13 protein-coding genes are annotated in these 14,713 nt (G+C 26.5%); 12 read left to right on the top strand and 1 reads right to left on the bottom strand.

Annotated elements, in window-relative coordinates:
* Nucleotides 1–5: 5 nt before the first annotated feature.
* The 3 genes from trmD to NWE74_RS07715 all read left to right on the top strand — a co-directional run bounded on the left by trmD (nt 6) and on the right by NWE74_RS07715 (nt 2,463).
* Nucleotides 6–698 carry a tRNA (guanosine(37)-N1)-methyltransferase TrmD gene (trmD, locus tag NWE74_RS07725; RefSeq protein ID WP_258242638.1) on the top strand — a complete coding sequence of 231 codons (693 nt, stop codon included), beginning with the start codon at nt 6–8 and terminating at the stop codon, nt 696–698.
* A gap of 102 nt (nt 699–800) precedes the next feature.
* Nucleotides 801–1,154, top strand: coding sequence for a 50S ribosomal protein L19 (gene rplS, locus NWE74_RS07720; protein ID WP_092725986.1), 354 nt, complete (start codon nt 801–803; stop codon nt 1,152–1,154).
* A 142-nt stretch (nt 1,155–1,296) separates the two neighbouring features.
* Nucleotides 1,297–2,463 (top strand): hypothetical protein, encoded by a 1,167-nt coding sequence (locus NWE74_RS07715; protein WP_258242637.1) that lies wholly within the window; start codon nt 1,297–1,299, stop codon nt 2,461–2,463.
* A gap of 57 nt (nt 2,464–2,520) precedes the next feature.
* On the opposite strand, the gene manA is transcribed toward NWE74_RS07715, so the two are convergent.
* On the bottom strand, nt 2,521–3,465 hold the full coding sequence (manA, locus tag NWE74_RS07710; RefSeq protein ID WP_258242636.1) for a mannose-6-phosphate isomerase, class I: 945 nt from the start codon (nt 3,463–3,465) through the stop codon (nt 2,521–2,523).
* A 274-nt stretch (nt 3,466–3,739) separates the two neighbouring features.
* On the opposite strand from manA, the gene ylqF reads away from it, so the two are divergent.
* The 9 genes from ylqF to NWE74_RS07665 all read left to right on the top strand — a co-directional run bounded on the left by ylqF (nt 3,740) and on the right by NWE74_RS07665 (nt 14,700).
* The gene (gene ylqF / locus NWE74_RS07705) at nt 3,740–4,654 is read left to right on the top strand and encodes a ribosome biogenesis GTPase YlqF (protein WP_330666335.1); all 915 of its coding nucleotides are present in this window, start codon (nt 3,740–3,742) and stop codon (nt 4,652–4,654) included.
* A 151-nt stretch (nt 4,655–4,805) separates the two neighbouring features.
* Nucleotides 4,806–7,376: a PEP/pyruvate-binding domain-containing protein gene (locus NWE74_RS07700; RefSeq protein ID WP_258242635.1), complete on the top strand. Its 2,571-nt coding sequence runs from the start codon at nt 4,806–4,808 to the stop codon at nt 7,374–7,376.
* Nucleotides 7,377–7,443: 67 nt separating this feature from the next.
* A complete protein-coding gene (locus NWE74_RS07695) occupies nt 7,444–7,767 on the top strand; it encodes a hypothetical protein (protein ID WP_258242634.1) in 324 nt (107 codons plus the stop codon).
* A gap of 74 nt (nt 7,768–7,841) precedes the next feature.
* Nucleotides 7,842–8,603 (top strand): hypothetical protein, encoded by a 762-nt coding sequence (locus NWE74_RS07690; protein WP_258242633.1) that lies wholly within the window; start codon nt 7,842–7,844, stop codon nt 8,601–8,603.
* A 332-nt stretch (nt 8,604–8,935) separates the two neighbouring features.
* Nucleotides 8,936–9,349 carry a MarR family winged helix-turn-helix transcriptional regulator gene (locus NWE74_RS07685; protein WP_258242632.1) on the top strand — a complete coding sequence of 138 codons (414 nt, stop codon included), beginning with the start codon at nt 8,936–8,938 and terminating at the stop codon, nt 9,347–9,349.
* A gap of 15 nt (nt 9,350–9,364) precedes the next feature.
* Complete coding sequence (locus tag NWE74_RS07680) at nt 9,365–10,738, top strand: MATE family efflux transporter (protein WP_258242631.1); 1,374 nt, start codon at nt 9,365–9,367, stop codon at nt 10,736–10,738.
* 465 nt (nt 10,739–11,203) lie between these two features.
* Entirely contained in the window at nt 11,204–12,505 is a 1,302-nt protein-coding gene (brnQ, locus tag NWE74_RS07675) for a branched-chain amino acid transport system II carrier protein (RefSeq protein ID WP_258242630.1), read from the top strand.
* Nucleotides 12,506–12,746: 241 nt separating this feature from the next.
* The gene (locus NWE74_RS07670; RefSeq protein WP_258242629.1) at nt 12,747–13,514 is read left to right on the top strand and encodes a ribonuclease HII; all 768 of its coding nucleotides are present in this window, start codon (nt 12,747–12,749) and stop codon (nt 13,512–13,514) included.
* Between the two features lie 136 nt (nt 13,515–13,650).
* Entirely contained in the window at nt 13,651–14,700 is a 1,050-nt protein-coding gene (locus tag NWE74_RS07665) for an alpha-hydroxy-acid oxidizing protein (protein WP_258242628.1), read from the top strand.
* Nucleotides 14,701–14,713 lie beyond the last annotated feature (13 nt).

The raw sequence follows: 14,713 nt of genomic DNA, 5'->3' as shown, positions 1-14,713 counted from the left end.
AAGATATGAGATTTCATATAATGACGCTTTTTCCAGAGATATTTAACTCTTATATGAGTGAGAGTATAATGAAGAGAGCTGTGGAAAAAGAAAAAATAGAAGTATATGTATATAATATTAGAGATTTTTCTACTAATAAACATAAGAAAGTGGATGATTATCCATTTGGAGGAGGAGCAGGTATGGTAATGACCCCTCAACCTATATATGATACATATAAGCACATAATAGACACTCATAATATAAAAGAACCTAGAGTTATATATTTAACACCTAAGGGTAAAGTACATAATCAAACCATAGCCCAAGAATTTTCTAAAGTAGATGATGTAATACTACTTTGTGGACACTATGAAGGTGTGGACCAAAGAATTATAGACTTAATTGTAACAGATGAAATTTCGATAGGGGATTATGTATTAACAGGAGGAGAGCTTCCAGCTCTTATATTGATAGATTCAATATCTAGACTTATACCAGGTGTACTTAATCAAAATGAGTCTTTTGAGGAGGAATCTTTTAAAGATAACTTGCTAGAATATCCACATTATACAAGACCTAGAGAGTTTAACAATCTAGAAGTTCCAAATGTTTTGTTGTCTGGTAACCATAAAAATATAGAAAAGTGGAGACATGACGAATCGGTTAGAATTACCAAAGAAAGAAGACCCGATTTGTACAAAAAAGCTTGTAAATAACAGTAATATATAGTATAATCTTATTTGTTGAAAAAATAAACGGGCATTCCTCTGTTACACTGGTCAGTAATTAAGAATGTCTATGATACTAGGAGGACGAAAATGAACGAATTATTAAGATCATTAGAACAAGAACAATTAAAGAACGAAGTTCCTAACTTTGGACCTGGGGACACAGTTAAAGTACACGTTAAAATAGTTGAAGGAAAAAGAGAAAGAATACAGTTATTTGAAGGTGTAGTATTAAAGAGACAAGGTGGAGGAATAAAAGAAACTTTCACTGTTAGAAAAATATCTTACAATGTTGGAGTAGAAAGAACTTTCCCAGTTCATTCTCCAAGAATAGAAAAGATAGAAGTAACTAGAAAAGGTAAAGTAAGAAGAGCTAAATTAACTTACTTAAGAGGTAGAGTTGGTAAAGCAGCTAAGATAAAAGAAGCTAGAAACGCTAGATAATTAAACTTTACTATAAATTAAAGGACTGATTACATAATCAGTCCTTTTTATGTGTAAAAATACTAAATTGACATATCATATTTTAGAAAATATTTGGATAATAAAAATATATAAATAAAATTATAAAATAAGGGGGATAATTATGGAGGATTTAAAAATTTTAGACATAACGAAATATACATGCTTATCTGAAATAATAAGTTGTGATAAGAATGAAATTATATTTGTTAATGAACATCATAAAGAAGACGTACAATATACTATAAATAGTTATGACATTAAAAGTAATAAGATCGAAGAAATTTATAATTATACAACTGAAAAATCAGATGAAGTTACACAATTTTATAGATATTATAATAATGAAATTATAATTATAGATATGAGTAACGAAGATATTTTGCAAGTTAAAATTATAGAAAAAAACTCTAATAAATTAAAAGATACACATAAATTGAATGTAAACAAATTATCTAAGGCTATACCAAGTACTATTAATAATCGTTATTTTTTGTTTTTTACAGAAACAGATGATATTTTTAGATGTACAATGAATTTATGTGATTTAGAGAAAAATAAGATATATGAAATAAAAGATACAAAATTTTCTGAGGGGCTAAGGTATAATAATAATTATCTGGATGTTTATAATTATAATAATGAAGAATATTTAATTTTTAATGAAGTTTATATGGAAGATTACGAATATGAAATGGATGTATATGAATATTTTAAAAATAAAAAAGACATTGAAGATAATATTGAATGTGAAGCATTATATGTCATAAAATTAAATGATTTTATAAAGGGAATTAAAAATAATATTGAAGATTTGAATTTTATAGAAATTAAAAAAAGATGTATAGATGGTTGGGTTAGGTACTTATGTATGGATAAAGAGTTTATTTACTTTAGAGAAAAAAAATTTAAAACTCAAATAGAAGATATATACAAAGTTCATAAAAGTAATTTAGAAATAACAAAAATAAAACGAATAGAACATAAAAAATATAACGGAGAAATATATTATTGTGAAGAGATTGGTTATGAATATGATTACGAAGATTATATAAAAATAGAATCTATTTATCCTTATGAATACAATATAACAATAAAAAAAGAAAAAAATACTTTTTTTGCTGACTATTTAAATAATAGATATATAATAAGCTTTCACTGGTATGAAGATGAATATGAAAAATATTTTCAATTTATGCGTATAGTAGATAATAAAAATAATGTATGTTATAAGTATAATGGAGCATTTTATATATATGATAATTATATAATTGTATATAATAATGATTAATTAACTATAAAATAAAACTGACAAATTAAAAAAATAAGTCAGTTTTATTTAAGAAGATTATATGTGAGAAATAATCATTTCTAAATCACCATGCAAATTGAAATTATCAATTGTCGCAGGTATTATAAAATTACATCCTTTATTTAGTTGATACTCTTTAGCATTACATATTAAAGAACCTTTACCATCTAAAACGCTGCATAAAGAAAATGGTTTATCGTGTTTAAATGAACATTTTCCGAAAGTATTTAATTTATGCACACTAAAAAAATTATTATCAACAAAAGTAGTTAATTCAAAAGATTTATCTGAAATTTTACTGCAAACGTTATTAGGAACCTTATGAGGAGTTGTAGTTACATCTATTGATTTATTAATATGAAGTTCTCTCTTGTTGCCGTTATTATCTCTTCTATCATAGTCATATACCCTATAAGTTGTATCTGAATTTTGTTGAGTTTCTAAAACTAAAGTACCTTTACATAATGCATGTATTGTTCCGCTAGGAACATAGAAAAAATCTCCCTTTTTTATTTTTACTTTTTTTAGCAAATCATCCCATTTATTATCACTTATCATTTGAACTAATTCTTGTTTTGATTTAGCATTATGACCAAATATCATCTCCGCATCATCGTCACAATCTATTATATACCAACACTCTGTTTTTCCAAGTTCTCCACTTTCATTTATATTTGCATATTCATCATCTGGATGAACTTGTACAGATAAATTATCATTTGCATCTAATATTTTAGTTAATAATGGGAATTTATCACTATTAACATTACCGAATAGATGCTTTTCATTGTTCCATAAATGAGATAATGTCATACCTTTGAACTCACCATTTGATATTGTACAGTCTCCATTTTCATGAGAGCTAATAGCCCAACATTCGCCTGTATTTTTAGATGGAATGTTATAATTGAATTTATCCTTTAAAGCAGTACCTCCCCAAATCCTATCCATAAATAATGGATTTAAAAATAATGGCTCCATAAGATTAGTCCCCCCTAGTTTATATAAGATTTTGTATATAAGAAAAGTATATTTGATAAATGAATTTGCCATCAAGTTAACAAATCTTAGTTATGATATAAAAATATAAGAAATCTTTATAAATAAAAGAAAGTGTTTAAAATAATGGCATTATAGTAATAATATGAGTATGTTTATACTTGCTTTTATACAAGCAAAAAAAACAATCTTATGGTATAATAGAAAAGTTAAAAATAAAATGAACGAATTTGATTTACATAAAGGAGTGATAATTATGGCAAGAGGCGATAAGATGAGGGTTGACTACGATGATTATCTAAGAGATGATAATTTACATATAAACTGGTATCCAGGTCATATGAAGAAAACTAGAGATTTAGTTAGAGAAAACTTAAAGCTAGTTGATGTTGTAGTAGAATTGTTAGATGCAAGAATACCATTTAGTAGTAAAAACCCTGATATAGATAAATTAGCAGGAAACAAACCAAGAGTTGTTATATTAAATAAAAGTGATTTAGCAGATAGAGCTAAGTTAGATAAATGGATAAAATATTATAAAGATCAAGGAATAAAAGCTATACCGATAGATACAATGAAAGGTATTGGACTAAATAAATTAATAGATGAATGTAGAAATGTTACTAAGGATAAAATGGATGCATTAAAAGAAAAGGGAAGAAAAGAAAGACCAATAAGAATAATGATAGTTGGAGTTCCTAATGTTGGTAAGTCATCTATAATAAACAAATTAACAGGAAGAAAAAGTGCGGTAACAGGAGATAGACCAGGTGTAACTAAAGGTAAGCAGTGGGTAAGATTAAAAGGAAACTTAGAACTATTAGATACTCCGGGTATACTTTGGCCTAAGTTTGAAGACCAAGAAATTGCTCTTAATCTTGCATTCTGCAGAGCTATAAAGGATGAAATTTTAGATGTTGACACTTTAGCATTAAGACTTATAGCTAAGCTTATGGAAATTGAGCCGGAAAAATTAAAAACTAGATATAAGTTAGAAAACTTAGGTGAAAGTGATATAGAAACTATGGATATGATAGGTTATAAAAGAGGATTTGTTATAGGAAAGAAAGAACTTGATTATACTCGTATAGCTACTACTGTATTAAATGAATTTAGAGATGGTAAGCTAGGAAAAATAAGCTTAGAGATTCCAGATGATATAAAAAACTAATATAAGATATATTAAAGATACTCCTTAATTTGTACAAAGAGAGAGTATCTTTTTTTAGGATTAGCACTATAAATTAAAAAAATCATATAATGTTATTAAAATATATCCATGCCAAATAAGGTGTGGATTTTTTAATAGATTGGAGATTTTTATGTATAGAATAGATAACATAAGTACAGGTATGAAGGGATTTGATAAAGCAATTGATATGCTAAAGCTAGGAGATAATGTTGTATGGCAAATTAATCATATACAAGAATATAAAAAGGTAGTTAAATATTATGTGAATCAATTAAAATTAAACAATAGAAAAATAGTATATATTAATTTTGGGAATGAAAATTTAGTGATTGATGAATTAAATAAAATAAAACTTTATGATTTAAATCCAATTATAGGATTTGAAAAATTTACAACGACTATTCATAATATAATATCAGAAGAAGGAACAGAAACATTTTATGTATTTGGAAATTTAACAGAATTACAAAAATCTTGGTATTCGGAACTTATGACAATGAATTTTTTTAAAGTGATATTTCCATACCTGAATAAGCTTAGATGTGTTGCATACTTTGCGATAGAGAGAAATGAACATACATATGATACTATATCAGAATTAAGGAAAACGACTCAGCTATTGTTAGATATATATGAAGTAGATAATACATTATATATATATCCTAGGAAAGTATTAAATAGATATAGCCAAACTATGTTTTTTCCACATGAAATTATAGAAGACAATGCTACACCTATAACATCTAGTTTGGATACCACAGAACTAGTATCAAAGTTTAAGTGGAATAGTAGAAGATTAGCTTATTGGAGGAGAACATTAAATAAAGCTAAAGATTCACTTAGAAAAGAAAGTAATAATCAAGAAGAGATGAAAGAATTATTAATTAATATATTGGTAGGTAAAGATTCTAAGATAAATGAAATGTGTATGAAATATTTTAATTTATCTGATTTAATTGAGATTGCTTATAGAGAAATTGGAACTGGTTTTATAGGTGGTAAAAGTATAGGTATGTTGTTAGCTACATCGATACTTAGAAAAAGTGAAGAATATAAAGAACAGTTTAATGAATTATTAGAGTCTCATGATTCATTTTTTATAGGTGCTGATATATTTTATTCATATATAGTTGAAAATGGTATGTGGAATTTAAGAATAAAGCAAAAAACTGAAGAGGGATATTTTAAATATTCAAGTGAACTCAAATATAAATTAGAATCTGGACGATTTTCTGATATGATAAAAGAACAATTTATGCATATGTTAGAATACTATGGTCAGTCTCCTATAGTAGTAAGATCTAGTTCGCTTCTTGAAGATAGTTTTGGAAATGCATTTGCTGGAAAATACGAAAGTGTATTTTGTGTTAATCAAGGTACTCCGGAAGAAAGATTAGAAGATTTTGAAAATGCGGTTAGGACTGTATATGCGAGCACTATGAACCAAGATGCTTTAAATTACAGAAAAAATAGAGATTTAGATAAAAAAGATGAGCAGATGGCTATTTTAGTTCAAAGAGTTTCGGGTGATTACTATGGACAATATTTTTTTCCACATATAGCTGGAGTTGGTAATTCATCTAACTTATATGTATGGAATAAAAAAATAGATATGAACGCAGGAATGCTTAGATTAGTTTTTGGTCTTGGAACTAGAGCAGTAGACAGAGTTCATAGTGACTATGCAAGAATAATTACACTTGATGATCCTATGAGATTACCTTTAATAAATTTCGAAGATGAACAAAAATTTTCACAACATGACGTAGATGTGTTGGATTTTGAAAATAACAAATTAACGACAGTATCTATAAATGAAGCAATAAAAAATGATATAAAAACAGATGTAAATATATTTGGAAGAAAAGATTATAAAACACAACAAATATTAAGAGAAATGAGGAAAGATCCTTCAACAGCTCCGTTCTTGCTTAATTTTCAACAATTATTAAAGTGCAGTAAATTTCCTGAAGTTATGAAAAAAGTATTACAAGTTTTATCTAAAGAGTATAAATATCCAGTAGATATAGAATTTACAGCTAATTTTAATAAATCAAATGAATTTACATTTAATATAGTACAATGTAGACCTCTTCAAACAAGAGGTTTAGGGAAAACTGTAAAAGTACCTAAGTTACTAGATAAAAATTCATGTGTATTTTCATCGGTAGGAAATTTTATGGGAGGAAATATTAGATTACCTATAGATTATATAGTTTTTGTGGATTCTAAAGAATATATAAATTTAAGTCATGAAGGTAAATATAACATAGCTAGACAAATAGGCATTATAAATCAAAAGTTGAAAAATAAAAATGTAATGCTCATGGGTCCTGGTAGATGGGGAACTAGTACACCAGCGCTTGGAGTTCCTGTTCATTTTACAGAGCTATGCAATATGTCTGTAATGTGTGAAATTGCATATAGTAATGAAGGATTAATGCCTGAACTTTCTTATGGAAGTCACTTTTTCCAAGATCTAGTTGAAGCGGGTATATTCTATGTAGCTTTATTTGACAATAACAAAGATATAGTATTTAATGAAGAAAAATTAAAATCATATAAAAATATAGTTAAAGAAATTATAAAAGAAACAAATATAAATATAGATGTTATAAAGATATATAAGACTAAAGGGCTAGAGATATATTCAGATATTACAACACAAATTGTAACTTGTGCTTATGATACATCACTTTAGCACTTAAATATATACTAAGACATGTTATAATTATTATAAAGTAGAAAAACTTTTATGGGGGTATAAAATGGGGAAATGTAAAAATGAAATGGAAAAATTGATAAATGGTGAGGTAGAAGAAGTTTATATATCATCTGAGTTTGAAAGCATGGAGACTTTATCTAAATCAGTTCAAGTATGGAGATATGATAAAGATAAAGATGTAATATCGTATAGTACATTAACAAAAACAAATATTAATAGACCATATTTCATAAAAATTAAAAATGGTAAAAATTTTGTGTCTAAGAAATATATAGGTGAAAATTTAACTGATGATACAAAATTAAAACTAGTTAGTAAACAGGAAGCTATTATTATTTTGGGTTTGAAAAAATGTAATAATATATAGCATTAACTAAATTATAATGTAAACTTATCCATTTTTTAACATATTATAAATTAAAAAGTTAAAGGGTGATAAGTATGAATAAAGTAACAAATATATTTGTAGTAGTTACTATTATATTAGTAGTACTTTTAACCATAATGGGGATTAAATATGTATCTGCAAATAATGAAATAGAAAGTTTAAACGGACAGTTAAGTAATAGCAATAATAGAGTAGATGAATTAAAGTACAAAAATGAAGATTTAGAAAATGAACTAAAGATAAAAGATACATTACTAAAGGAAAAGAATAGTAAAATAAGACAGCTAGACACCCTTATACAATCAAAAGAAAATGATATAAATCAATTAGATACTATAATAAATGAAAAAAGACAGAAAATAAATGAATTAGATAAGAGTATAAAAGATCAAGAAGATAAAATTTTAAAATTGAATATAAAAATGGATGAAAAAGATAAAAATATAATATATTTAAATAATTCAATAAAAAATAAAGATAATATAATAATAGATTTTAAAAATATAGCAAATATTAAACAACAAACAATTGAAAATTTAAATAAACTTTTATATGATAAGGACGAGAAAATACTAGAACTTAATAAACTAATAAAAGAAAAATCGGATGAGATAGAACAATTAAAACAAGATGATAATAATTTGAAAAATATAATACAAGATTTAAAAAATCAATTGAATTCTATTGATGAAAAAAATCAACAACTTATATATGAGAAACAGTTAGAAATTAATAATTTAATTAATCAAAAACAAGAACTAGAAAATAAAATAATTAATTTAGAAAAACAAATAAAAGACTTAATTAAAAATTAATTATCCAATGTTAAGCAAAAGTATATAAAAAAGATTAACTATATTTTAAAATGTTAATCTTTTTTATTGTATATAAATAATGATGAATTTTGAATACAAAAAACTTTATTATTTAGTTAAATAAAATAATTTAATATAAAAATTATATTGTAAATAAAATTTAACAAATATATAGTGAATATCTAATAAAATATTAAAAAATACAAAACAAATAATAAAATTTAACAAAAACATAAAATAAAAATAATAAAGTTGCAATAACAACTAAAATGAAGTATAATGAATAATTGTGTATACAAAAAGCTATGTTTAATATAGGCGGTGAAATAACAATGCAAGATAATTGCAAATACATTGGAAAATATGTATCTCAGATATATAGAAAAGGTAGTTCTTTTATATCTAAAGGCTTAAATGAATTAGGAATCGGTTCGGGTCAAGTTATGTTTTTATTAGAACTTTATAGACAGGATGGTAGAAGCCAAGAAGAACTTTGTGATGTTCTTAATATAGACAAGGGAACAACAGCTAGAGCGATAAAGAAGCTAGAGGAAGAAAATTTTTTGACTAGAGTAAAAGATGAAACAGACAAAAGAGCGTATAAAGTTTATTTGACTCAGAAAAGTAAAGATTTAAAATTTGATGTAATATCAGTTATGATGCAGTGGGAAGAAAACATAACTTCAAAGTTAACACGAGAAGAAGCAGATAATATGATTATGATGTTAAAAAAAATATGTACGTAAAAGAAGGATGAATTTATGAAAAATGAACAAATATTGGGGACAGAACCAATAGGAAAATTACTTTTTAAGTATTCAGTACCAGCGATAATCGGAATGATGGTTAATGCGCTTTATAATGTAGTAGATAGAATGTTTATAGGCAAGATACCTGATGTAGGACCGTTAGCTATAACAGGTGTAGGTGTTACAATGCCAATAATGACTATAATACTTGCATTCGCTATGCTAGTTGGTGTAGGAGCGACAACTAATATATCAATAAAACTAGGACAAGGAAATAAAGACGATGCTGAAAAAATTATAGGAAATGGAATAACTTTATCAATTATTATTAGTTTAATTATAAGTGTTATAGGAATCGTATTTGGAGAAAATATACTTAAATTGTTTGGAGCAAGTGAGGCAACTCTTTATTATGCTGAATCATATATATATATAATTTTAGCAGGAACAGTATTTAATGTATTAGCATTTACTTTAAATAATACAATCAGGGGAGATGGAAATCCTAAACTTGCAGCTACAATAATGGTTGTAGGTTGTTTAACTAATATAGTATTAGATGCTATATTAATTTTTATATTTAATTTAGGAATAAAAGGAGCAGCTATAGCAACAGTAACATCACAAATTGTTACTGCAATATGGGCTTTAATGTACTATTTAAAAGGAAAATCAAACTTAAAGTTTAAAAAAGAAAGCTTAAAATTAGATAAATCATTAGTATCAGCAATTTTTGCAATAGGCTCAGCACCTTTTGCAATGCAGATGGCAACAAGTTTAGTTCAAGCTATATCAAATAATGCTTTAAAGTTATACGGAGGGGACTTAGCTATAGGTGCTATGGCTACAATATCATCTATATCAATGGTATTTTTAATGCCTATATTTGGCCTAAATCAAGGGGCACAACCAATAATTGGATTTAATTATGGAGCAAAACAGTATGATAGATCTAATAAAGCATTTAAAGCATCTGCATTAGCATCAATAGTTATACTTACTACAGGATGGTTGATGGTACAAACTATACCAGAGTTTATAGTAGGAATGTTTAACAAAGATCCTAAGTTAATGGATATATCAGTTAATGGAGTTAAAATATACTTACTTATGTTACCTATAATAGGAATATCGATAACTGGATCAAATTATATCCAGTCAGTAGGTAAGGCTAAAGTAGCTATGTTCTTAAGTTTATTAAGACAAGTTATACTTTTAATACCTATGATAGTAGTATTACCTAAATTCTTTGGATTAAATGGCGTTTGGGTATCACAGCCAGTATCGGACCTTTTAGCTACAGCAATAACAGCTATTGTTTTAGTAAAAGAACTTAGAAGTTATAAAGTTAACAGCAAAGAAATTATAGAGAAAAAAGTAGCATAACTAATTTGAAATTTATAAAATTATAAAATATAAATCAAATAGTATATAAAATTTTTGTTAAAAAAAAATTATATACTATTTTTTTTGATACTTTTTTACAAATCAATGGTATAATTTAAAAATAAAAATTTAAAAAATTATATCAAATTCAAAAAATTAAAATAAAAAATCAATTAGAAATAAAAAAAATATGAAAAAAATCAATTTAAAATTTAAATTAAATAAATAAAAATATTTAAATAAATAAACTTTTAACTTGGAAACACTGAAAATAAAGTCGTAAAACATAGAAAAACGAGAGGAAAACGTTAAAGTAAAAATATTCTTAATATTTAATAAATTTTAAATATTGTTGACGTTTAGAAAATATCGATTTATAATTAATTCAAAATATTAAATTAAAATTCAATTTGATATTTAAAAAATAATTTATTTAAATTCTAATGAATTTAAGGGGGCGTTAATATGAACAAAACGAATAAAGATATAGTGATAGTTGGGTTTGCACTATTTGCTATGTTCTTTGGAGCTGGAAACTTAATATTTCCACCTTTCTTAGGAGTTATATCCGGTCAAAGTTGGCTGACGGGATTTGGAGGATTTCTTTTAGCTGACGTAGGTTTAGCATTACTTGCAGTAGCTGCTGCAGCAAAATGTAATGGAGAAGTAAGTAAAGTCCTTGGAAGAGCAGGTAAAAATTTAGCTATTGTGCTAGGGTCTGCAATAATGATATGTCTAGGTCCACTTTTAGCAATACCTAGAACAGCGGCAACAACTTTTGAAATGGGAATATCACCATTAGCTAGTGGATTTAACCCAGTATTATTCTCGGTATTATTCTTTGCAATAACTTTTATATTAACAATAAAGCCATCTAAGGTTGTAGATATTATAGGACAATTTTTAACACCAGCACTATTAGTTGCTTTAGGTGTATTAATAATAAAAGGGATAATGACTCCTTTAGGAGATATAAATCCAACACCTATGATAAATGATATATTTGCAGAAGGTGTAAAACAAGGTTATCAAACAATGGATGCATTAGGAGCTGTTGCTTTATCAACAGTTATAATTACATCACTTGCTAATAAAGGTTACAATGATGAAAGTCAAAAAGTAAAATTAACAATGAAAGCAGGAATAGTTGCAGCAGTAGGGTTATGCTTAGTATATGGAGGATTAACATATTTAGGTGCAACTGTATCTCAAGTATATGGAAAAGATGTTGTTCAAACAAAATTAATTGTTGAAATTACAGCATCACTTCTTGGACATCCAGGGAAAGTAATATTAGCATTAATCGTAGGACTAGCGTGTTTAACAACAGCAATAGGTCTTACATCAGCAACAGCACAATTCTTCTCTAAGATAACAAATGGAAAATTAAAATATGAAGTTATCGTTACAGTAGTTTGTATATTTAGTGCAATAGTATCAAACTTTGGAGTAAGTACGATAATAAAATTCTCAGCTCCAATATTAGATATGATTTACCCAGCAACAGTTGTACTAGTTATAATGACTTTATTTGGAAGTAAAATTAAAAATGATAATGCATTTAAAGGTGCAGCATATATGGCACTATTTATAAGTGTACTAACAGTTGCTAATAACTTAGGAATATCTATACCAATGGTAACAAAATTACCATTTACACAATTAGGTTTTAACTGGATTGTTCCAGTATTGATAGGTGGGGTTGTAGGAAACTTTATACCGTCATCTAGTAGACAAGGTAAAATTGATATTAATAGAGTTGGATAATATATATTAAAAAGTCGTTGATATGGGTATCAGCGACTTTTTTTGTCGCAATATTCATGAAATACAAAAAATTGTTTTATTTTTTAATATAGCAATAATTATATTATATAGTTATAATCTTGAAATTGAAGAAAAATATTTTATAATGTATACTAAAACATATTAAAAATAAAAAGAGTATATACATTACTTAAGTTTGAAAACACTATAAATATAAAAAAGCTATTACAAGGAGACTAAAATGAAAGATAAAAGTGTAAAAGAGATAAAAGAGATTATAGATAGTTTGAGTATGGATAAATATTTAGAGTACATAGATATATTAAGAAATGATGAAAGAAAATCAGTTCAAAGTATTGCAGTAAGGATGGCCAAAAAGTTAGATTCAATTAGAAGAGAAAATGAAAGATTAGAAACTATAAATGAATTTGAGAATGAAGGATATGATAAGGGATATGTATATATAGGAGGAATTGATGAAGCAGGTAGAGGTCCTTTAGCAGGACCAGTAGTAGCAGCAGTTGTTGTATTTAAACCTAATACTAAAATAGAAGGAATAAATGACTCTAAAAAGCTGAGCGAATCTAAAAGGGATGAACTTTTTGATATAATAAAAGATCAAGCTTTAGATTATGGAATAGGTATAGTTAATAATGAAGAAATAGATGAATTTAACATATTAAACGCAACTTATATGGCTATGAAAAAGTCTATAAATTGTTTAGAAAAAACACCAGATTATTTATTAGTAGATGCTGCTACGATACCAGGAATTGATTCAGATCAAAAAGCAATTATAAAAGGAGATTCAAAGTCTATATCAATAGCAGCCGCAAGTATATTAGCTAAAGTTACAAGAGATAGTATAATGTATCAATATGAGGAAATGTACCCAGGATATGGATTTAAATCACACAAAGGATATGGAACAAAAGAGCATTATGATGCTATAGAAAAGTTAGGAATAACTCCTATACATAGAAAAAGCTTCTTAAAAAATGTGCTATAATTAATATATAGAAATTATAAAAATTTAAATATTAAAGACTATATAATTTATAAAAATATATAGTCTTTAATATTTTATAGATTAATAGATATAAATCTATAAATTTATACAACTTAAAATAATAGGGGGAATAAAAATGGATTTTAAAGAGTTAGAAAAACAAGCTAGAAATAATTTAAATGGAAGTTGCAAGGTATGCAAAATATGCAATGGAGTAGCATGTGCAGGTGAAGTTCCGGGAATGGGTGGTAAAGGTACAGGTTCTGCTTTTATTGAAAATAATAAAAGCTTGGAAAAAGTAAAGATAAATATGAGAGTAATACACAATGTATCTAATCCTGATACGTCGATTGAGTTATTTGGAGAAAAAATGGATGCACCAATATTTGCAGCTCCGATAACAGGAACTACTTTAAATATGGGAGGTAAAATCTCAGAGAGAGATTATATAGCACCTGTAGTAAAAGGGTGTATAAAATCAGGTATATACGCAATGGTGGGAGATACTGCTGTAGATGAATTTTTAATTGAAAATTTAAAGGTCTTAAAAGAAAATGAAGGCAAGGGTATAGTATTTATAAAACCATGGGAAAATGAAGATATAATAAGAAAGATAAAATTAGCAGAAGAGTCTGGAGCAATTGCAGTTGGTGTAGATATAGATGCATGTGGATTAGTTACATTATCTATGCATGGAAAAACTGTTATTCCTAAGGATGTTAAATCACTTAGAGAATTAAAAAAAGCAACTAAATTACCATTTATAGTAAAAGGTATAATGACTGTGCAAGATGCACTTATGGCAGTAGATGCAGGGGCTGATGCTATAGTTATATCTAATCATGGTGGTAGAGTTTTAGATTGCACACCTGGAGTTGCAGAAGTTTTACCGAGTATATCTAAGGCCGTAAAAGGTAAAATAACTATACTTGCTGATGGTGGAGTTAGAACCGGGGTAGATGTTTTAAAAATGATAGGATTAGGTGCTGATGCCGTTTTAATAGGTAGACCTTTTGTAACTGCATCTTTTGGTGGTGCTATTGATGGAGTAGAAACATATGTAAATAAAGTAAAGGATGAATTAATTTCATCTATGATATTAACGGGATGTCAAACTGTGAAAGATATAAATAATAAAGTTATATATAAAAGCATGGCAGATAGTAAAGGTGTATATATAATATAGAAATAAAAGGAGT

The organism is Romboutsia lituseburensis, assembly GCF_024723825.1.
Lineage (GTDB): Bacteria > Bacillota > Clostridia > Peptostreptococcales > Peptostreptococcaceae > Romboutsia_F > Romboutsia_F lituseburensis_A.
The sequence above is the reverse complement of the archived record's forward strand: the minus strand, read 5'-3'. Positions and strand labels throughout refer to the sequence as shown.